The sequence below is a fragment of the Amycolatopsis sp. NBC_00348 genome (genome assembly GCF_036114655.1).
Taxonomy (GTDB): Bacteria; Actinomycetota; Actinomycetes; order Mycobacteriales; family Pseudonocardiaceae; genus Amycolatopsis.
Map to the genome: position 1 here is coordinate 3,393,689 of NZ_CP107994.1, position 19,999 is coordinate 3,413,687.

A 19,999-nucleotide genomic window follows, 5' to 3' on the forward strand; every position below is an offset into this window, starting at 1 on the left:
ACCAGTGCGGGAGGTGCCGGTGCCCAAGATCATCGACCACGACCAGCGGCGCAGGGACATCGTCGACGTCACCTGGGACCTGATCGTGCGCGGCGGGATCGAAGCCGCCACGATGCGCGAGATCGCCGCGGCGGCCGGGTTCGCGAACGGCGCGCTCAAGCTGTACTTCGCCGGCAAGGAAGACATCATCGCGGCGACCTACGAGCGGGCGCTGGACATGATGCGCGAGTACGTGGCCCTCGACGGCCTGCGCGGGCTGGCCGCGCTGCGCGAGCTGTGCGTGTCCTCGATGCCGATCGACGAAGCCCGCATCACGGCCGGGCGCGTGCTGCTGATCTTCTGGCAGATGTCCCTGTCGGACCAGGGGATGCACGACAAGTACCTCGAGCACGTCCGCGAGTGGCGCGGGCTCCTGCACCGCTTCCTGGCCGAAGGCCGCGAGGACGGCGACATCGTCACCGAGACGCCGGACGAGCAACTGGTGGACGAGGTCATCCTGGTCAACGCGGGCGCGAACGTGATGAGCCTGGTCGCGAGCGAGTTCTCCACGGTCGCCCTGCAGCACCGCCACCTGGAGTCGTTCCTGGCCCGGCTCACCAAGCCGTGAGGGGCACCTTCAGGGCGTCAAGAGCCATGAAGGTGCCCCTCATGCGCTACGCGGTGAAGATCCCGCGCAGGTAGGCCGCCACCTCCGCGTGGGACTTCGGGGACGCGGGCAGGTCCGTGTACAGGCCGTAGAAGCCGTGGATCTGGCCCGCGTAGCGGGTGAGGTCGACGGCCACGCCCGCGTCGGTCAGCTGCCGCGCGAACGCTTCGCCCTCGTCACGCAAGACGTCGTACTCCGCTGTCAGGATCAAGGCCGGGGGCAGGCTCTTCAGGTCCTTCGAGCGTGACGGCAGCAGGTACGGGTCGGTCAGGCGGGCCGGGTCCGGGGCGTACTGGGCGAAGAAGAAGCGCATCGCGTCGGCCGTCATGCCGTAGCCCGTCGCGAAGTCCACGTAGGACGCGAAGCCGTCGTCGGGGTGGGCGAACACCGGGCAGATCAGCACCTGCGCGGAAATCGACGGCCCGCCCCGATCCCGGGCCATCAGAGAGACCACAGTGGACAGATTGCCGCCGGCGCTCTCACCGCCGACGGCGATCCGCTCCGGCGAGACCGCCGGACCCGCGCCGCCCGCGGCCAGCCACTCCAGCACGGCGTAACAGTCCTCGGGCGCGGCCGGGTAGGGGTCTTCCGGCGCCAGCCGGTACTCGACGGCGGCCACCGCGACCGACGCCCCGGCGCACACCGCGCGGGAGGCGACCTCGTTCTCGTCGACCGAGCCGATCGTCCAGCCACCACCGTGGATCCACAGGAAGACCGGCACCGGCCCGGCCGCCTCCGGCAGGTACAGCCGGACCCGGAGGTCGCCCACCCGGCGTTCGGTCACCGCCGCGACCGGCGCCACCGCCCCCGGCGCCGGCCGGGACGCGGCGAACGCGGCCCGCAGCTCCACCGCCGTCGGCGGCCGTTCGGGCACCGGCGCGTCGGCGGCCAGGGCGAGCAGCTCCTGAACCGCGGGGTCGAGGGTCATGCGGACACCGCCTTGGTGGAAAGACCGGGCAGCTCGAGCGCTGCCGGATCAAGATTCGCCAGGGAACCGCTTCGGCGACGAGGATCGGCGAAGGCGAAGGCCGTGCGGGCACCTCCTCGGCCACGAGAACCCGCCATGCTCACACCGCCTCGGCGACGAGGACGCGCGGCGATCCGGGCAGGGTCAGCCGGTCCACCGGCCGCCACCCCGCGTCCGCCAGCCAGCCCCGGACGTCGGCCTCCGGGTAGACGACCGTGCCGTCGATGACCAGGTACTCCCCCGCGTGCAGCGCGTCGAGCGACCGCGGCACGGCGTCGTCGTCCAGGAAGAAGTCCAGCAGCAGGAGACGCGCGCCCGGCGCCGCCGCGGCCCGCGCGTGCCGCAGGATCGCGCGGTTCTCCTCGACGCCGAACCGGTGCAGGACGTGGTTCACCATGACGAGGTCGTACTCGCCGTCGGGCTCGGCCTCCGGGGTCGGCGCGCCCACGACCCGCGTCCGGTCCGCGAACTCCGCCACCGCCTCGGTCACCGACGGCACCGACCGCGGGTCGTAGACGAACGTCGTGTGCAGGACGTCGTTGGCCCGCAGGGCTTCCAGGGCGAAGGCGGCCGACAGGCCGCCCAGGTCCAGCAACCGCTTGGCCGACCCGAAATCGAACGCTTGCGCCAAAACCCGAGCGTGTAGGGCGTTATACACCATGACCCCGCCGATGAAGGTGGTCCAGCGGTCGCCGGTGAGGTCGAGCTCGCCGGGTTCGCCGGTGTCGGCGGTGTGCGGGAACTGCTGCCAGTGGGGGTAGCTGATGGTTTCGAGGAAGGTGAGGAACGGCGCGAGGTCCGGCTCCTCCCCCGTCCCGCCGAGGTAGGCGGCGGTGTCCGGCGTCAGCGCGTACCGGCCGTCCACTCGCGACAGCAGGCCCAGTGACGACAGCGCGTCACCGAGGATGCGCGTGATGTTCTCCGGCCGGCCGGTGCGTTCCGCGAGTTCCGCCGCGTCGAGCGGCCCGGGCGCGAGTGCGCGGAACAGGCCGATGCGGTTGGCGGCGAACAACTGCCCGGCGGCCATGTAGCCCACGGCGACGTCCACGATGCGCTGGGGCGTGGCTGGTGTTTCCGTCCCGGTCACGGTGACCCTCCTTCTGTTCGACTGGGACACTCTACATCCGTAGATAAAAGAGTCCAGCGCCGATTTCCCACGCGCAGCAAGGGAAATCCGTCGTGTTTCAACTTCCTACGTTCGTAGAATAAAACCATTGACAGCGCATGACGGGAGTGTCAACATGCGTAGAACTACCCCTGCCGGTACCGGCAGTCCGGCCCGCCCGTCGCGGCGGGCGCGAGGAAGGGGAACCCATGACGCTGCTCGAAATCCGGGACCTCACCGTCGGCGTCGTCACCAAGGACGCCGAAGACGCCGACCGCGAACTCGTGCGGGAGCTGTCCTTCGATCTCGACGAGGGACGGACACTGTGCGTGGTCGGCGAGAGCGGCAGCGGCAAGACGGTCACCGCGCTGTCGATCATCCGCCTGCTCGAGTTCGTCGCCCCGGTCCGCACGCGCGGCGAGATCGCGATCGACGGCGTGGACGTGACGAAGCTGCCGTCCGACGCCATGCGCGCCTACCGCGGCCCGCGGATCGGCATGATCTTCCAGGAAGCCCTGGACTCGCTGAACCCGGGCCGCCGGGTGGGCGGGCAGCTGGTCGAGGCCTACCGCGAGCCCGGTTCCCTGCCGGGCCAGGCGGCCCGGCGCGGCAGCCCGCTGCACAGGACGGCCGAGGCCAAGGCCCGCCAGCTGCTCACCGAGGTCGGCCTCACCGACACCGACCGGGTCCTGCGGCTCTACCCGCACCAGATGTCCGGCGGCATGCAGCAGCGGGTGATGATCGCGCTGGCGCTGATGGCCGATCCGGACCTGCTCATCGCCGACGAGCCGACCACCGCGCTCGACGTCACCACGCAGGCGGAGATCCTGACGCTGTTCGACCGCGTGCGCCGCGACCACGGGACGGCGTGCGTGTTCATCACCCACGACATGGGCGTCGCCGCACAGGTGGCCGACCGGATCGCGGTGATGTACCGCGGCCGCCTGGTCGAAACGGGCTCGCGCGACGACGTCCTGACGCGCCCGCGGCACCCCTACACCCGGGCGCTGCTGAGCTGCGTGCCGCAGCTGGGCGTCAGCCGGCGCGACGGCTTCCCGACCATCTCCGCCACCCGGCTCGCCGCCGCCATGGCGGGCGAAACGACCGAAGCCGTCGAAACCCGGACGCTGAAGCCGTCGCCACGGAAGGACCACGAAGGCGCCACGCTCAGCATCGCCGGAGTGTCCAAAGTGTACGGCCGAAAAGGACGGTTCGGCCGCGCGAGCAGCGAGGTGCGCGCGGTCCGGGACGTCTCACTCGACATCCCGCCGGGCGAGTTCTTCGGGCTGGTCGGCGAGTCCGGCTCCGGCAAGACCACCCTCGGCCGCCTGGTGACGGCCTTGGAGCCGCCGGAGTCGGGCACGATCACCTTCGGCCCGCACACCGTCACCGCGTCCGGGCTCGACGGCGGTGAGCGCGCGTTCCGCCGCCGCGTCCAGCTGATCTTCCAGGACCCGCAGAGCTCCCTCGACCCGCGCCACACCGCCGCGCGGATCATCGCCGAGCCGCTGAAGGAGCTGACCGGGCTGCGGGGCGCCGAGCTGGACCGCCGCGTCGCCGACCTGATCGACGAGGTCGGCCTCCCCCGCGACACCGCGGGCAAGCTCCCGTCGCAGCTGTCCGGCGGGCAGCGGCAGCGGGTGTCGATCGCCCGCGCGATCGCCGCCGAGCCGGAGCTGATCGTCGCCGACGAGCCGACGTCGGCCCTCGACGTCTCGGTGCAGGGCCAGGTGCTGAACCTGCTGCTCGACCTGCGCCGCACCCGCACGCTCAGCCTGCTGTTCATCACCCACAACCTCAGCCTCGTGCTGTCGGTCGCCGACCGCGTCGGCGTGATGTACCGGGGCGAGCTCATCGAGGTCGGCGACCCCGACGCCGTCCGCCTCACCCCGCGCCACGACTACACGCGGCGGCTCCTCGCCGCGAACCCCGACCTGCCCGCCCTCCCCCACACAGGATCGACGCGCCCATGAAACGAACTCCTTTGCTCGCCGCCCTCGCCGCCGCGGGCGCGCTCCTCGCCGGCTGCATGGGCGCCACCGCCACCGGTGGTGCCGCGGCGGACGGCCCACCGGTCCGCGGCGGCAACCTGACCGTCGCCGTCCCGACCGACCCGCAGTCCCTGGACATGGTGGCCAACCCCGGCCAGGTGACCGCCCAGATCGGCAACATGATGTACGAGAAGCTGTTCGAGGTGGACCAGGGCTTCGTCGCGCGGCCGATGCTGGTCGACACGTTCACGACCAGCCCGGACCGGCTCACCTACACGTTCAAGCTGCGCCAGGGCGTCACCTTCCAGGACGGCAACCCGCTCACGGGCAACGACGTCGTCGTGAGCCTGCAGCGCTGGCAGAAGAGCCACCGGACCGGCCAGCTCGTCACCCCGGACATCGACACGATCACCGCGCCGGACGCGGCGACCGTGAGCATCCACCTCAAGCGGCCGCGCTACCCGCTCGTCGACGAGCTGGCCGGCGCGGGCACCGAGATCTACGAGGCGAAGAACCTCACCGGGCTGCCCGCGACCGGGTTCGGGCAGGACAAGGCGATCGGCACCGGGCCGTACAAGCTGAAGAGCTGGGACATCGGCCAGCAGCTGGTCCTGGAACGCTACGACGGCTACAAGTCGCGCACCGAGGAGAACTGGGGCGGCCAGGCCGGCGCGAAGCACGCCTACCTCGACACGATCACCTACAAGATCGTCGGCGACCAGGACGCGCTGATCAGCGGCCTGCAGACCGGCCAGTGGGACCACGCGATGCCGGCCAACGACCAGTACGAGACGCTCAAGGCCAACCCGAACCTGGTCGTGCACAACCTGCCGGGCGGCAACGAGAACGTCATCATCCCCAACTTCAACCCGGGTTCGAAGTTCGCCGACCCGCGAGCGCGCCAGGCGCTGAACCTGCTGCTCGACAAGCCCGCGATCAACGCGGCGACCGGCGGCAGCAAGGACCTCACGATCGAGACCGGCGCGTTCGCCTCGCCGGACAACAAGGCGTCCTACTCGGCCGCCGGCGACGACGTCTACCGGCAGCACGACCCGGAGAAGGCGCGGCAGCTGCTCGCCGAGGCCGGCGTCCCCGCCGGGTCGACCGTCCACATCGTCACCACGAACTCCTACCCCGAGTTCGGCAAGTGGGCCGTGCTCATCCAGGACGAGCTGTCGAAGATCGGGCTCACCGCCAAGATCGACACCTACGACTTCGCCACCATGCTCGGCACGCTGACCAAGGACCCGGGTGGCTGGGACATCACGACGTTGTTCTTCGACTCGTCGCTGTCCTCGCCCGCCCAGATGCCCGCGCTCACCCTGGGCACGCTCAACGGGTCGTCGTCGCCGGAGATGGACGGGTTGCTGACCGAGTTCAACGCGGCCACGACGCCGGAGCAGGCCAAGGCCGTGATCGACAAGCTGCAGGCGTACACGTGGAAGCAGCTGTCGGTGATCACGCTGAGCCAGTCCAAGCTGTACGCGGCCTACACGCCGCGGTTGAAGGGCTACGGCGACTTCTACCGGATCTTCTGGAACTCCTGGCTGGCGGCGGCATGACCGGAGTCCTGCTGCGCCGGCTGCGCGACCTGGCGATCATCCTGGTCATCGTCGGCACGATGATGTTCTTCGTCATCCGGCTCATCCCCGGCGACCCGGCCCAGGCCATCCTGGGCCCGACCGCGCGGCCGGCCGACGTCGCCGCGCTGCGGGCGAGCATGGGCCTCGACGGCTCGCTCTGGCAGCAGTACCTGACCTGGGCCGGTCACGTGCTGCGCGGCGACTTCGGGACGTCGATCACCTACCACCAGCCGGTGCTGGACGTGGTCGCCGGCCACATCGTCCCGACGTTGACGCTCGCCGTGCTGTCGACGGTCATCAGCTTCGTCCTGTCCGTGGCGATCACGGCGTGGCAGGCGGTGTCGCCGCGCAACCCGGTGGCCCGCGCGCTCGACCGGCTCTCGTCGCTCGGCATGGCGCTGCCGGACTTCTGGATCTCGCTGGTCCTGGTGCTGGTGTTCTCGGTGACGCTGCGCTGGTTCCCCTCCAGCGGCTACCACGACCTGCTGACCGACCCGGCCGGCGCGGTGCCGGCGCTGGTGCTGCCGCTGGCGGTGCTCGTCATCGGCCAGACGGCGTTGTTCGTGCTGACCCTGCGCGAAAGCGTGCTCGGCGAGCTGCCGCTGGCCTACCTGCGCACCGCGCGCGTCAAGGGCCTGCCCGAACGCCGGGTGCTGCTGAAGCACGTGCTGCCGAACGCGCTGATGCCGCTGATCACCCAGCTGGGCAGCAACTTCGCCATGCTGGTCGGCGGGATCGTGATCATCGAGTCGATCTTCGTCGTGCCCGGGCTCGGCCACCTGCTCATGGGCGCGGTGTCCACCCGCGACTTCCCGCTGATCCAGGGCGTGACGTTGTTCGTCGCGGTGCTGTTCGTCGTGGTCAACCTGCTGGTGGACCTGTCGTACGCGCTGCTCGACCCGAAGGTGCGTGTCGCATGAGCCTCGCCCTCGTGGACCAGGCGCCCGCGGTGGCCACTCCCCCGCCGCGGCGCGTGGCCCGGGTGTTCCGCCGCAACCGGACGCTGGTCGTCTGCTCGGTGCTGCTCGGGCTCATCGTCCTGGCGGTGGTGGTGCTGCCGGTCTTCCTGCCGAGCGTCAGCGCCACCGACCCGGTGCACCGGCTGCTGCCGCCGTCGCCGGGGCATCTGCTCGGCACGGACTCCTACGGCCGCGACGTCCTCGCGCGGCTGGTGTCCGGCGGGCGGGCGTCACTCGGGCTGTCCGCGCTGATCACGCTGTGCGCGGCGTTCTCCGGCATGGTCATCGGCCTGGTCAGCGGCTTCTACCGGACCGCGGGCGCGGTGCTGATGCGGCTGATGGACGCGTGGATGTCCTTCCCGGCGATCATCCTCGCCATGGCGCTGGCCATCGCGCTCGGCGCCAGCATCTGGACCGAGCTGATCGCGCTGACGGTGATCTTCACGCCGTTCACCGCCCGGGTCATCCGCAGCCGCGTGCTCGGCGTCGCCGGGCGCCAGTACATCGGCGCCGCGCGGGTGTCCGGGATGAGCCGCGGCAAGATCCTGCTGGTGCACGTGTTCCCCAACGTGCTGCCGCTCGCGCTCGTCCAGGTCGTCATCCTGGCCGCGGCCGCGATGCTGGTTGACGGCGCGCTGAGCTTCCTCGGCCTCGGCATCGCCCCGCCCACGCCGACCTGGGGGAACATGATCGCCGAAGGCCGCTCGTACCTGGTCGTCGCGCCGTGGCTGATGCTCGTGCCGGGCGTGACGATCGTGCTCTGCGTGCTCCTGCTCAACCTGATCGGCTCCGCGCTGCGGATCGCCGTCGACCCCCGCGCCCGCACCCTCGGCGAGCTGCAGCGCCTGCGCGTCCGCCGTCCCGCCCGTTCGTGAGAGAGGATCTCCTTGACCGTCCCGACTTCCCTGGCCGTGCGCCGGTTCGCCCCCGACGGCGCGCCCGCCGGTCCGCCGGTGCTGCTCCTGCACGGGTTCGCCTCCGACGGCCCGACCGACTGGATCGGCACCGGCTGGCCCGCGGCCCTCACGGCCGCGGGCCGCCCGGTCGTCGTGCCGGACCTGCCGGGTCACGGCTCGAGTCCGGCACTCGCCGACGCCACCCCGAAGGCCGTCACCGAGGAGCTCGTCCTCGCGGTCGGCGACGTGTCCGAAGTGGACGTCGTCGGCTACTCGCTGGGGGCGCGGCTGGCCTGGGAGCTGCCCGCGCTGCTGCCCGTCCGGCGGCTGGTGCTGGCCGGGATCAGCCCGCACGAGCCGTTCGGCTCGGTCGACGTCGAGGCCGCGCGAGCCTTCGCCGACGGCGGGCGGCTGCCGGCCGACCCGCTGACCGCGGCGATCGCCCGGATGATCACCGCGCCGGGCCGCGACCCCGCGGCCCTGCTCCGGTGCGTCGAGGGCCTGCGCCGGGAGCCGTTCGCGCCCCAGGTGGGCACGATCGGCGTGCCGACGCGGTTCGTCGCGGGCCGGGACGACCCGATCAGCCAGGGCATCGAGACCCTGGTCCCGCTGGTACCGGGCAGCGACCTGCTCCTGGTGCCCGGCGACCACGGCGGCGCCCTGCGCGGCGCCGCCTTCAAGACCGCGGTGCTCACCTTCCTCGACACGCCCTGACCCGGTCGTGAGTGGTAATGCGGGTTAGAACCCTCATTACCACTCACGACAAGCCTCACCAGGATCCGTCGGGGCTTACTCCTCGGTCGGCTTGGAGGTGGTTGACCGCCGCGCGGATCTCGGTGCCGTGGGTGCGGGCCAGGTCCAGGGCGCCGAGGTTGTCCGTCAGCTGCTCCGCGCGGCTCGCGCCGAACAGGACGTTCGCCACCGGCTCGTAGGCCAGGCAGAACGCCACGGCCAGCTGCGCCCGGGTCGCGCCGAACTCCGCGGCGATCGTGGCCAGCTCGGCAGAAGCGTCCACAATGGACGCCCGGATGCCGCCGACGTCCGCGCCGATCTTCCGGGTGGGCGCGTGGTTGCCCAGCAGGACGCCGCCTTCGAAGACGTCCGACGCCTGCAGCGCGAGCCGGCCCCAGTGCTTGCCGTAGTGCGGACCTTCGGCCATGGACCGGCGGGCGATCGAGTACTTCAGCTGGGCGAACTCCGGCGCCGGCAGGCCTTCGCGGTCCGCGAAGGCCAGGGCCGCATCCAGGTCGTCGGCCCGCCAGTTGTTGACGCCCCAGCCGCCGATCCGCCCGGCCCGCACCTGCTCGGCGACCTCGGTGACGAGCCGCGGGACGTCCGGGCGGTCGAGGTAGTCGCCCACGACGACCAGGTCCGCGTGATCCGTGCCGATCCGGCCGAGCGACGTCTCCAGCTGCCGCGCGAACCCCGTCCGCGGGTGGTCCCACAGCCAGAGCTTCCCGCACAGCACGTAGTCCTCGCGGGCGATCCCCGCTTCCCGCACGGCTTTCCCGAAGATCACGTCGGTGTCCGAACCCTCGGCGTGCGGGCCCATGTCGTAGTGCGCGACGTCGAACAACGTCACGCCGGCGTCGACGGCCGTCCGCAGCAGCGCGACGGCGTCGCCGAAGTCCATCCGGTCCCAGGTGTTCCACGAGCCGAGCCCGAAGGCCGATCTGCCGATCATGCTGTTTCCCTTCTCCGGCAACCTATCTTTAGTCTACGATTGTAGAATGAAACAGCGAATCGTGGTGGTGACCGGCGGCGCGAGCGGGATCGGCCGGGGCGTCACCGAAGGCTTCCTCGCCGCGGGCGACCGCGTGATCGTCGCCGACGTCGACGCCCGCGCGGCCCACGACACCGGCCGGGACCACGTCGAGCTCGACATCTCCGACCCGGCGTCCGTCGACGCGGCGGTTTCGCTGGTGACGCGGCAGTTCGGGCCGATCGACGTGCTGGTCAACAACGCCGGGCTGGCGGGTGGCGGCGGCCCGGTGACCGCACTCGACGTCGAGGTGTTCGACCGTTGCGTGCGCGTCAACTTCCGCGGCACCTTCCTGATGACACGCGCGGTCGGCGCGCACATGACCGAAGCGGGCACGCGGGGCGCGATCGTGAACGTCTCGTCCATCGGCGCCCGCCAGCCGACCCCCGGGCTGGGCCACTACGAGGCCACCAAGGCCGCGGTCGACGCGCTGACCCGGTCCGCGGCCCTCGAACTGGCACCGCACGGGATCCGGGTCAACGCCGTCGCGCCCGGCCCGGTGCTCACGCCGATGACCGCCGGGTTCGCCGCCGACACCGCGGCCCGCGCGGCCTGGGAGTCGCGGATCCCGCTGGGCCGCATCGCCTCCGTCGAGGACGTCGTGCCGGCGGTGGTGTTCCTGGCCTCGCCCGCCGCCGGGCACATCACCGGGGTGAGCCTGGCGGTCGACGGCGGCCAGCTGCTCACCTGACTATCCCTTGTGGACGATCCGGCCGGCGGTCACGGTCAGCTCGACCGCGACCGCCGGCAGGTCGGCCAGGGCGACGTCGAGGGGGTCCGCCGCCAGGACGCAGAAGTCCGCGGCCATCCCGGGCGCGAGGGTCCCCTTCCAGCTCGCGGACCCGTCCTGCACCGCGGCTTCGGTGGTGTAACAGCGCAGCAACCGTGCCGTCAGGTCCGGCGTCACCCCACGCGCCCCCAGCAGGTCGCCGGCCGCGGCGAGGTGCACCCGCCAGTCCGGGGTGACGACCGGCGCGTCGCTGCTCAGGGTCAGCGGGACGCCGGACGCGAGGATCTCCCGCAGCGGCCACGCGTTCGCGGCGACGTCGGCCCCCAGCGCGGCCGCGACCATCGGACGCATGGCCGTGGCGATGGCGGGCTGGGTGGTCAGGCCGACACCCCGGGCCGCCATCCGGCGCAGCTGCGCCGGCGTGACGAGGTCGCCGTGCACGAGGTGGTCACCGCGGCGCAGGTGCGTGAGCGCGGTCTCGATGCTGCGCTCCCCCGTTGCGTGCACGCCGACAACCAGGCCGGCATCGTGCGCCGCACTGATCATCGCGCCCAGGTTGCCTACGCGGGCGTCGTCGTCCGGGCCGTCGACGAGCAGGGCGCCGTGGCCGCCGTCGGCGTAGCAGTGGTGTGTCCAGGCCGTGCCCATCGGCGGGATGCCGTCGGCGAAGATCTTGACGCCGGTGACGGCCAGCCACTCCGGATCCGCCCGCGGCACGGGCGTTTCGAGACCGCGCTTAAAGTTCGGCAGCGAACTGACGCCGTCCAAGAGCCCGAACAGACGCAGGACGGTGACCCGTGCCCGCAGCAACCCTTCCCGCTGCAGAGCGGCGTATTCGTCGAGGACCGCCGCCGAGAAGCAGCCGGTTTCGCCGGGGCCGAGACCGGGTTCGGTGTAGCTGGTGATGCCCAGCGACGCGCAGAGGTCGCCCGCGCGCAGGATCGCCGCCCGCCGCTCCGCCGAGGTCGTCACCGGCGCCTCGTCGTGCGGCGGGCCGAGCAGCGGGTGCGGCCAGCGGGCGCCCAGCCAGGTCGCGTGCAGGTGGGCGTCGTTGATCCCGGGCAGCACCGTGCGCCCGGCGAGGTCGACGACCTCGGTGTCCGGTCCGATGCAGGCGGTCAGGTCGGCACCGGCCGCGACGATCCGGCCGCCGTGGACAGCGAGGCCGTCCGCCACCGTGCCGAGCCGGTCGAAGGTGTGCACGGTGCCGCCGCGCACGACCAGCTCCGCCGGGTGGATCCGTTGGCTCGTCATGGTTTCCTCCCGGATCTGGACTTTTTCTTCCACGACTGTAGACTAAAAAGATGGCACTGCCCACCCGCACCGAGGCCGCGGTCCTCACCGGCCACCACGCGCCCCTCGAACTGCGCGAACTCCCCCTGCCGGAACCGGAACCCGGCGCCGCGCTGGTCCGGCTCACCTGCACCACGTTGTGCGGCACCGACGTCCACCTGTGGGCCGGGCAGATGAGCTTCCCCGGCATGCTCCCGATGGTGCTCGGGCACGAGATGGTCGGCGAGGTCGTCGCCACCGGAGCCGGCACCACCGACACGCTCGGCCGGGAGATCAAGCCGGGCGACCGGATCGGCTGGTCGGAGTCGGTCTGCGGGAAGTGCTTCGGCTGCACGATCCTGCGCGAGCCCGTCGCCTGCGAGTCCCGTGGTTACGGCTTCCTCCAGCGGTCCGACCGGTTCCCGTACGCGACCGGCGGGCTCGCGCGGCACTGTTACGTCACGCCCGGCGCGGCGAAGCTCCTGCTGCCCGACGACGTCGCGGACACCTGGGCGTCGATGTCGGGCTGCGCGGGCAAGACCGTGCTGCGGGCCGTCGCCCGCTCCGGCGGGATCCGTCCCAACGCGACAGTCGTCGTCCAAGGCGCCGGCGCGCTCGGCGTGTTCGCCACGGCGGTCGCGCGGCTGTGCGGCGCGGGCACGGTGCTCACCGTCGGCGGCCCGGCGAGCCGCCTGGAGACGGCAGTGCGCTTCGGCGCCACGGCGACGATCCCCGTCGACACCTCGGCCGAAGAACGCATCGAGCGGGTCAAGGAACTGACCGGCGGCCGCGGCGCGGACCACGTCTTCGACTTCGCCGGCGGCCCGACGATCGGCGAGGAGGCGGTCGCCTTCGCCGCGCAACGCGGCACGGTCGCGATCGTCGGGTCGACCGGTCCGGCGCCCGCCCCCGTGCCGCTGGGCACGGTGATGGGCAAGGAACTGACCATCGTGGGCTCGCTCAACGGCGACATCGCCGACTACCACCGCTCGGTCGGGTTCTTCCGCGCCTTCGCCGGGCGGATGCCGTGGGACGAGCTGTTCAGCCCGCCCGTCGGGTTGTCCGGCGCGTCCGACGCCGTCGAGTCGATGTCCCGGCTCGGCGAGCTCAAAGCCGTCATCGACCCCCGACTGCCCTAGGAGGGTTTTCGTGAGCATTCCCCAGCGCCGCATCGGCCGCGACGGCCCGCACACCGGCGTCCTGTCGCTCGGCTCGTGGCACACCTACGACCGGATGGACTTCCGCGAGGCGGTGACGCTGCTGCGCACCGCCGTCGACGCCGGGATCACCCTGTTCGACGTCGGCGTCTACGGCTTTCCCGGCAGCGACCCGGTGTTCACCGACGTGCTGTTCTCCGCGATGGTCCGCGCCGCGGGCCTGCGCCGCGACGACTACCTGCTGTCCTCGAAACTGTGGCTCGAGGGTTATCCCGGGCACAGCCTGCGGGAGCAGCTGGAGAACGCGTTCTTCCGCGCCGGCGTCGAGCACGCCGACCTCGTGATCCTCGGGGACCTGCGCCGCGATGACACGGACCTGCACGCGCTCGTCCGCGATCTGGCCGAGCTGCACGAGGCCGGGCTGATCCGGCAGTGGGGTGTCAACAACTGGTCGGCTTCGACGATCCGCGCGGTGCACGACTTCGCGCTCGCCGACGGCGTGCCCGGGCCGGCCATCGCCCAGCTGAAGTACAGCGTCGCGCGACGGTCCATTCCGGACGGTGCGCCGTTCGCCGCGGTGTTCGACGACCTCGGCGTCACGCTCCAGGCGTCGGACGTCTTCGAGGGTGGCGTGCTGCTCGGCAAGGGCGGCCGCCAGGTCGGGCGCGACCCGGGTGACGTCCGGCAGCGCATCGCCGACTCCGCCGAGGGCATCCGGAAGGTCGCCGGAAGCCTCGGTGCGACGGCCGCCCAGCTGTGCCTCGCCTTCACCCTCACCCACCCGGCCACCACGACGACGTTGTTCGGCGCCACCAGCGTCCGGCAACTGGAGGACAACCTGGCCGCGGTCGGCCTCCTGGAGCGGGTGGGTGCCACCGAGCTGCGGGCGCTCGTGGAGCCGTTCTGGGCCGACCGCGACGCCGTCGACCCGGAGGGGCCGTGACCGGCCCGCAGCTGCCGCTGTCCGCGTCGACGCTGCCCGCGATCCGGGAGGCGATGCGCAACCCGACCTGCGCCGAGGCGGTCGGCGACCGGGACATCACCTGGTCGGACCACGTCGTGCCCGGCACCGGCGTCGTCGTCACCGTGCTGCGGCCGCGCGAACCGAAGGCCGCGCTGTTCAGCATCCACGGCGGTGGCATGGTCATGGACGACCGGTTCGCCGACCTGCCCCGGCTGGTCGCGCTGATCGAGGAGTTCGGGTTCGTGGCCGCGACCGTCGAGTACCGGCTGGCGCCGGAACACCCGCACCCCGCGCCCCTCGACGACTGCTACGCGGGCCTCGTGTGGTTCGCCGCGGAGGTGGGCCTCGACCGCCTGGTCGTGGCGGGTGGCAGCGCGGGCGGCGGGCTCGCCGCCGGGTGCGCGTTGCTGGCCCGCGACCGCGGCGGTCCGGCGCTGACGGGGCAGCTGCTGCTGTGCCCGATGCTCGACGACCGCACGGCGGTGGACGTCCCGGACGCGGTGTGGACCCGCGAGGCCAACGACTTCGGCTGGCGAAGCCTGCTGGCCGGGCAGACGTCGCCCTACGCGGCGCCGGCCCGGATGACGGACCTGGGCGGCCTGCCCCCGGCGTTCGTCGAAGTGGGCGGGGCGGAGATCTTCCGCGACGAAGACGTCGCGTACGCCCAGCGGCTGGCCCGGGCCGGGGTCCCGACGGAACTGCACGTCTGGGCCGGCGCCCACCACGGCTTCGACCGCTTCGCCCCGGACGCGGAGGTGACCCGCGCGGCCCTCACGGCGCGGTCGTCGTGGCTGCGGCGGCTGCTGGGCGCTACGGGCCGAGGATGAACCGCGCCGCCTGCTCCCCCACCAGCACCGCGGGCGCGTTGGTGTTGCCCGTCGGCACCCGGGGCAGCACCGACGCGTCCGCCACCCGCAGCCTCTCCAGCCCGTGCACCTTCAGGTCCGGGCTCACCACGGTCCCTATGCCGCAGGTGCCGACCTGGTGGTGGTACGTGATCGCCGTCCGGCGGACGTACTCCCCGACGTCGGCACCCGGCGCCGGGTACAGCTGCCGCGCGCCCCACCCGGCGGCCAGGGCCGGGGCTCGGCCGACCGCGAGACACTGCTCCGCCGACGCCACCAGGCTCTCGAAGTCCGCCGGCGCGGACAGCGCGCCCAGGTCGATCAGCAACCCGCCGTCCGGTGACAGCCGGACGCTGCCGCGGCTTTCCGGCGTCACCATGCCCGCCATCAGCGAGAACCCGGTCGGCGGCCCGGTCATCCACGGCTCGTACATCGGCACGCTGAAGCAGATCGGCTGGGTGTCCGGCACGGCCAGGCCCGGACGGCTGCGCCAGAACCAGTGGACCTGCGTGACCGACCGGCCCGCCACTGGCGGCTCGACAGGACGATCCGTCGCGAAGATCACCGGTGCGAGCAGGTGATCTTGCAGGTTGCGCCCGACGGGCAGATCGGCGACGACGTCAACGTTCAGTTCGTCCGCCGGGCCGACGCCGCTGCGCAGCAGGATGGCCGGCGACGCCAGCGCGCCCGCCGCCAGCACGACCAGATCGGCGGACAGCTCCCGCAGCGCACCACCGATCGAGACGACCACCCCGGTGGCGCGCGAGCCCTTGAACACGACCCGGTGCACCAGTGCTCCCGTGTGGACGGTCATCCGGGAAGCCACCGGCGAAGCGTAGGCGCGCCAAGTGGTGACACGGCGGCCGTCGCGAGCCGTGATCCGCTCGACCGAGACGCCGTCCTGCGTGGCACCGTTGTAGTCCGGGTTGAACGGCAAGCCGACCGAGACCGCCGCGTCCACAATGGACTGCTGGATCGGGTGCAGCGGCTCGTTCGGCGCGATCGCGAGAAGGTCCTTCTCGACGCGCTCGAACACCGGGCGGACGTCGTCCCAGGTCCAGCCCGGCACACCCCAGCCGTCGTAGTCGGCGGGCGCGCCGCGGACCCAGATCATCGCGTTGAGCGCGTGCGAACCGCCGAGCACCTTGCCCCGCGGCAGGTGCAGCCGCCGGTTCGCCGCGTGCGGCTGCGGAACCGTGTAGTGGTCCCAGTCCTCCGGGCCGTGCCACAGCTCCCCGGCCCGCGCCGGGTCGTGGACGGCGGGGTTGACGTCCGGGCCGCCCGCCTCCAGCAGCGTCACCGCCGCACCCGCGTCGACCAGCCGCCGGGCCACCACGCACCCGGCCGAACCCGCGCCCACCACGATCACGTCCATGGGCCCAGCCTGACGCGCGTCCCGGCCGCCGGCGCGGATCCCTTCGCCGTCAGTCAACCGGCATGCGTGAGCGGACAAGACCCCCGGCCGCCTCGCGCCCGATACTCGGTCCACCCCACGAAGGAGGAACCCGGGATGGCGACACGCCTGTGCATCGACGGCCAGTGGACCGAGGCCGGCGGCGGTGCCCTTCCCACGCTCGACCCGGCCACCGGCCGCGTGCTCGATGAGGTCGGCACCGCGTCGCGGGCCGACGTCGACGCCGCCGTCGCGGCCGCCCGGCGCGCGCTGACCGCGCCGGCGTGGGCCGGGCTGCTCCCGGTGCAGCGGGCCGCGCTGCTGTTCCGGCTCGCCGACCTGATCGACGCGCACCACGAGGAACTGGCCCAGCTGGAGACCCGCGACCAGGGTCAGCCGATCGGGGTGTCCCGGCAGGTGAGCGCCACCGGCGCGGCCGAGCACTTCCGGTACTTCGCGGGCTGGGTGACGAAGCTGCAGGGCACCACGAACCCGGTCTCGTTCCCGGACACGCTGCACTACACCCGCCGTGAGCCGGTCGGGGTGAACGCGCTGATCACGCCGTGGAACTTCCCGCTGATGATCCTCGCCTGGAAGCTCGCGCCGGCGCTCGCCACCGGCAACACCGTGGTGATCAAGCCGAGCGAGGTCACACCCCTGACCAGCATCCGCCTGGTCGAGCTGGCCCACGAAGCCGGGATCCCACCGGGCGTCGTCAACCTCGTCACCGGGGACGGCGCGGTCGGCGCGATGCTCAGCGAGCACCACGGCGTCGACCACCTCTCCTACACCGGCTCGACGGCCGTCGGGAAGCTGATCACCGCGGCGAGCGCGGCGTCCAACCTCAAACGGCTCACCCTGGAGCTCGGCGGCAAGGCGCCGAGCATCATCGCGGCCGACGCCGACATCGACGCCGCCGTCGCGGGCAACCTCGCCGGGGCCACGCTCAACACCGGCCAGGTCTGCGCGGCCTACACCCGCTTCTACGTCGACCGCAAACGCGAGCAGGAGTTCGTCGACAAGCTCGCCCGCGGCCTCGAAGGCCTGCGGCTCGGCCCCGGCACCGACGAAAGCACCCAGCTCGGGCCGCTGGTGTCGGACAAGCACCGCGAGCACGTCGACTTCCTGGTCACCACCGGCCGCGAACAAGGCGCCGACCTGGTGACCGGCGGCAGCCCGGTCGACGGCGACGGCTACTTCTACCGGCCGACGCTGTTCGCCGGCGTCACCGACGAGATGGCGGTCATGCGCGAGGAGATCTTCGGCCCGGTCCTGGCCGTCACCGCCTACGACGACGGCGACGACGTGCTCGGCCGCGCCAACGACACCGAGTACGGCCTGGCCGCGACCATCTGGACCCGCGACATCCGCACCGCCCAGCGCTACGCCGACGGGATCCGGGCCGGCGCGGTGTTCGTCAACATGCCCCCGATCCCGGACATGGCCGCGCCGTGGGGTGGCTACAAGGCGTCCGGCTGGGGCCGCGAGATGGGCCCGTGGGCCCTCGACGTCTACACCGAGACCAAGTCGGTCTGGCTGCACTACGGCTACTGAAAAGCGGGCTGCTGAACGGGGGTTTCCCCGGACGTCAGATCGTATATTATTTGGGATATCTTCGCCCGAACCGGCAGGCAGGAACCACGGATGACCAGCATCGCGCGGCCCGGCAAGATCATCGCGCTGCACCTGAACTACCGCTCCCGCGCCGCGCAACGCGGCCGGGTCCCCGAGCAGCCGTCGTACTTCCTCAAGCCGCCGACGTCGGTCGCGGCGAGCGGGGACGTCCTCGAGCGCCCGGCCGGCACCGAGCTGCTCGGCTTCGAAGGCGAGATCGCGCTGGTCATCGGCCGGCTCGCCCGCCGCGTCTCCCCCGAAGACGGCTGGTCCTACGTCGGCGGCGTCACCGCGGCCAACGACTTCGGCGTCTACGACCTCCGCTACGCCGACAAGGGCAGCAACCTGCGCTCGAAGGGCGGCGACGGCTTCACCCCGCTCGGCCCGGCCGTCCTGCCTGCCGCGGACGTCGACCCGGCCGCGCTGCGGCTGCGGACCTGGCTCAACGGCGACCTCGTCCAGGACGACACCACCGCCGATCTGCTGTTCGGCTTCGGCCGGCTGGTCGCCGACCTCTCGCAGCTGATCACCCTCGAACCCGGCGACGTCGTGCTCACCGGCACCCCGGCGGGCGCCTCGGTGGCCGGCCCGGGTGACGTCGTCGAGGTCGAGGTCAGCGCCGGAGGACACACCACCGGCCGCCTGGTCACGCCGATCGCGACCGGCACCGTCCCGTTCGGACCGTTCGGCGCGCTCCCCCGCGTCGACGAGCAGCAGCGCGCGGACGCCCACGGGACGGCCGAGCCGGAGTTCACCTTGACGCCGGAACTGCGGGCGCGGATCGAATCCGTCGGCACCGCGACGCTTTCCGTCCAGCTCCGCAAGCGCGGGTACCACGACGTCTTCATCGAGGGCCTCACCTCGACCCGGCCCGGCGCCCGGCTGACCGGCCGCGCGCGGACCCTGCGTTACCTGCCCTACCGCGAAGACCTGTTCCGCGCACACGGTGGCGGTTACAACGCGCAGAAACGCGCGATCGACGCCCTCGGCCCGGGTGACGTCCTGGTCATGGAAGCCCGCGGCGAACGCGGCACCGGGACCGTCGGCGACATCCTGGCGCTGCGCGCCCAGGTCACCGGCGCGGCCGGGATCGTCACCGACGGCGGCGTCCGCGACCTGGCCGCGGTGTCCGCTTTGGACATTCCCACCTACCACGCCGGGCCGCACCCGGCGGTGCTCGGCCGGCGGCACGTGCCGTGGGACGCCGACGTCGCGATCGCCTGCGGTGGCGCGGCCGTCTGCCCCGGCGACGTCATCGCCGGTGACGGCGACGGCGTGCTCGTCATCCCGCCGCACCTGGTCGAGGAGGTCGTCGACGCGGCGATCGAGCAGGAGCGGCAGGAGACGTTCATCGCCGAGCAGGTCGCCGCGGGCGAGCGCGTCGAAGGCCTCTACCCGCTGGACGAGCACTGGCGCGGGAGGTACGCCGCATGGCTCGCGCAACGGTGACCGGCGCCGCGCTGAGCAAGTCGCGCATCGCCTACGAGTGGATCAAGGCCCGCATCGGCGACGGCACCTTCTCCCCCGGCTACCGGCTGGTCCTCGGCCAGCTCGCGCAGGAGCTCGGCGTCAGCGTGGTGCCCGTCCGCGAAGCGATCCGGCTGCTGGAAGCCGAAGGACTCGTCACGTTCGAACGGAACGTCGGCGCGCAGGTCGCGATGGTCGACGAGCGCGAGTACCAGCACACCATGCAGACCCTCGCGCTGGTGGAGGGCTACGCGGCCGCCCTGGCCGCGCCGCTGCTGCCGGCGGGCGCGCTCGACGAGGCCCGCGAGCTGAACGCCCAGCTCGCCGACTGCCTCGGGCACTTCGAACCCGCGCGGTTCACCGCGCTCAACCGGGACTTCCACGCGGTGCTGTTCGGCGCCTGTCCCAACCCGCAGGTGCTCGACCTGGTCGAGCGCGGCTGGAACCGGCTCAGCGGCCTGCGGACCTCGACGTTCAGCTTCGTACCCGGCCGCGCCCACGAGTCGGTGGCCGAGCACGAAGCCATCCTCGGCCTGCTCGACGCCGGCGCCCCCGCGGCCGACGTCGAGCGGGCCGCGCGTGACCACCGGCTGGCCACCCTGAACACGTTCCTGGCCTTTCAAGCCCACCGCCACCCCTGACGCAGAA

Annotated in this window: 18 protein-coding genes; 13 read left to right on the forward strand and 5 right to left on the reverse strand. The window is 72.3% G+C overall.

Features of this window, described 5'->3' with window-relative positions:
• Positions 1-19: 19 nt before the first annotated feature.
• The gene (locus OHS58_RS14285; RefSeq protein WP_328648542.1) at positions 20-607 is read left to right on the forward strand and encodes a TetR/AcrR family transcriptional regulator; all 588 of its coding nucleotides are present in this window, start codon (positions 20-22) and stop codon (positions 605-607) included.
• 46 nt (positions 608-653) lie between these two features.
• Here the strand turns inward: OHS58_RS14285 and OHS58_RS14290 are convergent, their stop codons facing one another.
• On the reverse strand, positions 654-1,574 hold the full coding sequence (locus OHS58_RS14290; protein WP_328648543.1) for an alpha/beta hydrolase: 921 nt from the start codon (positions 1,572-1,574) through the stop codon (positions 654-656).
• A 139-nt stretch (positions 1,575-1,713) separates the two neighbouring features.
• Complete coding sequence (locus OHS58_RS14295; RefSeq protein WP_328648544.1) at positions 1,714-2,700, reverse strand: methyltransferase domain-containing protein; 987 nt, start codon at positions 2,698-2,700, stop codon at positions 1,714-1,716.
• A gap of 227 nt (positions 2,701-2,927) precedes the next feature.
• On the opposite strand from OHS58_RS14295, the gene OHS58_RS14300 reads away from it, so the two are divergent.
• From OHS58_RS14300 to OHS58_RS14320, 5 genes are read left to right on the forward strand one after another with little or no spacing between them, the layout of a single operon-like run.
• A complete protein-coding gene (locus OHS58_RS14300) occupies positions 2,928-4,691 on the forward strand; it encodes an ABC transporter ATP-binding protein (protein WP_328648545.1) in 1,764 nt (587 codons plus the stop codon).
• The gene (locus tag OHS58_RS14305; RefSeq protein WP_328648546.1) at positions 4,688-6,271 is read left to right on the forward strand and encodes an ABC transporter substrate-binding protein; all 1,584 of its coding nucleotides are present in this window, start codon (positions 4,688-4,690) and stop codon (positions 6,269-6,271) included. Before OHS58_RS14300 ends, OHS58_RS14305 begins: the two co-directional genes overlap by 4 nt.
• Positions 6,268-7,212: an ABC transporter permease gene (locus OHS58_RS14310; protein WP_328648547.1), complete on the forward strand. Its 945-nt coding sequence runs from the start codon at positions 6,268-6,270 to the stop codon at positions 7,210-7,212. Before OHS58_RS14305 ends, OHS58_RS14310 begins: the two co-directional genes overlap by 4 nt.
• Positions 7,209-8,126, forward strand: a complete 918-nt coding sequence (locus OHS58_RS14315; RefSeq protein ID WP_328648548.1) for an ABC transporter permease — start codon at positions 7,209-7,211, stop codon at positions 8,124-8,126. The genes OHS58_RS14310 and OHS58_RS14315 overlap by 4 nt, the downstream gene beginning before the upstream one ends.
• Positions 8,127-8,138: 12 nt before the next feature.
• A complete protein-coding gene (locus tag OHS58_RS14320; protein ID WP_442875534.1) occupies positions 8,139-8,861 on the forward strand; it encodes an alpha/beta fold hydrolase in 723 nt (240 codons plus the stop codon).
• 55 nt (positions 8,862-8,916) lie between these two features.
• Here OHS58_RS14320 and OHS58_RS14325 read toward each other — a convergent pair whose 3' ends face one another.
• Positions 8,917-9,831 (reverse strand): aldo/keto reductase, encoded by a 915-nt coding sequence (locus OHS58_RS14325; protein WP_328648549.1) that lies wholly within the window; start codon positions 9,829-9,831, stop codon positions 8,917-8,919.
• A 46-nt stretch (positions 9,832-9,877) separates the two neighbouring features.
• On the opposite strand from OHS58_RS14325, the gene OHS58_RS14330 reads away from it, so the two are divergent.
• Positions 9,878-10,600, forward strand: coding sequence for an SDR family NAD(P)-dependent oxidoreductase (locus OHS58_RS14330; RefSeq protein ID WP_326949383.1), 723 nt, complete (start codon positions 9,878-9,880; stop codon positions 10,598-10,600).
• On the opposite strand, the gene OHS58_RS14335 is transcribed toward OHS58_RS14330, so the two are convergent.
• A complete protein-coding gene (locus tag OHS58_RS14335) occupies positions 10,601-11,926 on the reverse strand; it encodes an amidohydrolase (RefSeq protein WP_328648550.1) in 1,326 nt (441 codons plus the stop codon). It lies immediately after the preceding gene.
• Between the two features lie 23 nt (positions 11,927-11,949).
• On the opposite strand from OHS58_RS14335, the gene OHS58_RS14340 reads away from it, so the two are divergent.
• From OHS58_RS14340 to OHS58_RS14350, 3 genes are read left to right on the forward strand one after another with little or no spacing between them, the layout of a single operon-like run.
• On the forward strand, positions 11,950-13,050 hold the full coding sequence (locus OHS58_RS14340; RefSeq protein WP_328649808.1) for a zinc-binding dehydrogenase: 1,101 nt from the start codon (positions 11,950-11,952) through the stop codon (positions 13,048-13,050).
• Positions 13,051-13,060: 10 nt separating this feature from the next.
• Positions 13,061-14,011, forward strand: coding sequence for an aldo/keto reductase (locus tag OHS58_RS14345; RefSeq protein ID WP_326953498.1), 951 nt, complete (start codon positions 13,061-13,063; stop codon positions 14,009-14,011).
• On the forward strand, positions 14,008-14,859 hold the full coding sequence (locus OHS58_RS14350; protein ID WP_328648551.1) for an alpha/beta hydrolase: 852 nt from the start codon (positions 14,008-14,010) through the stop codon (positions 14,857-14,859). The genes OHS58_RS14345 and OHS58_RS14350 overlap by 4 nt, the downstream gene beginning before the upstream one ends.
• On the opposite strand, the gene OHS58_RS14355 is transcribed toward OHS58_RS14350, so the two are convergent.
• A complete protein-coding gene (locus OHS58_RS14355) occupies positions 14,843-16,252 on the reverse strand; it encodes a GMC family oxidoreductase (RefSeq protein ID WP_328648552.1) in 1,410 nt (469 codons plus the stop codon). The genes OHS58_RS14350 and OHS58_RS14355 overlap by 17 nt on opposite strands.
• A gap of 135 nt (positions 16,253-16,387) precedes the next feature.
• Here OHS58_RS14355 and OHS58_RS14360 point away from each other — a divergent pair, with 135 nt between their 5' ends.
• The 3 genes from OHS58_RS14360 to OHS58_RS14370 all read left to right on the forward strand — a co-directional run bounded on the left by OHS58_RS14360 (position 16,388) and on the right by OHS58_RS14370 (position 19,992).
• Positions 16,388-17,824: an aldehyde dehydrogenase family protein gene (locus tag OHS58_RS14360; protein ID WP_328648553.1), complete on the forward strand. Its 1,437-nt coding sequence runs from the start codon at positions 16,388-16,390 to the stop codon at positions 17,822-17,824.
• Positions 17,825-17,914: 90 nt separating this feature from the next.
• The gene (locus OHS58_RS14365; RefSeq protein WP_328648554.1) at positions 17,915-19,333 is read left to right on the forward strand and encodes a fumarylacetoacetate hydrolase family protein; all 1,419 of its coding nucleotides are present in this window, start codon (positions 17,915-17,917) and stop codon (positions 19,331-19,333) included.
• Complete coding sequence (locus tag OHS58_RS14370; protein WP_328648555.1) at positions 19,315-19,992, forward strand: GntR family transcriptional regulator; 678 nt, start codon at positions 19,315-19,317, stop codon at positions 19,990-19,992. Before OHS58_RS14365 ends, OHS58_RS14370 begins: the two co-directional genes overlap by 19 nt.
• Positions 19,993-19,999: the final 7 nt, after the last annotated feature.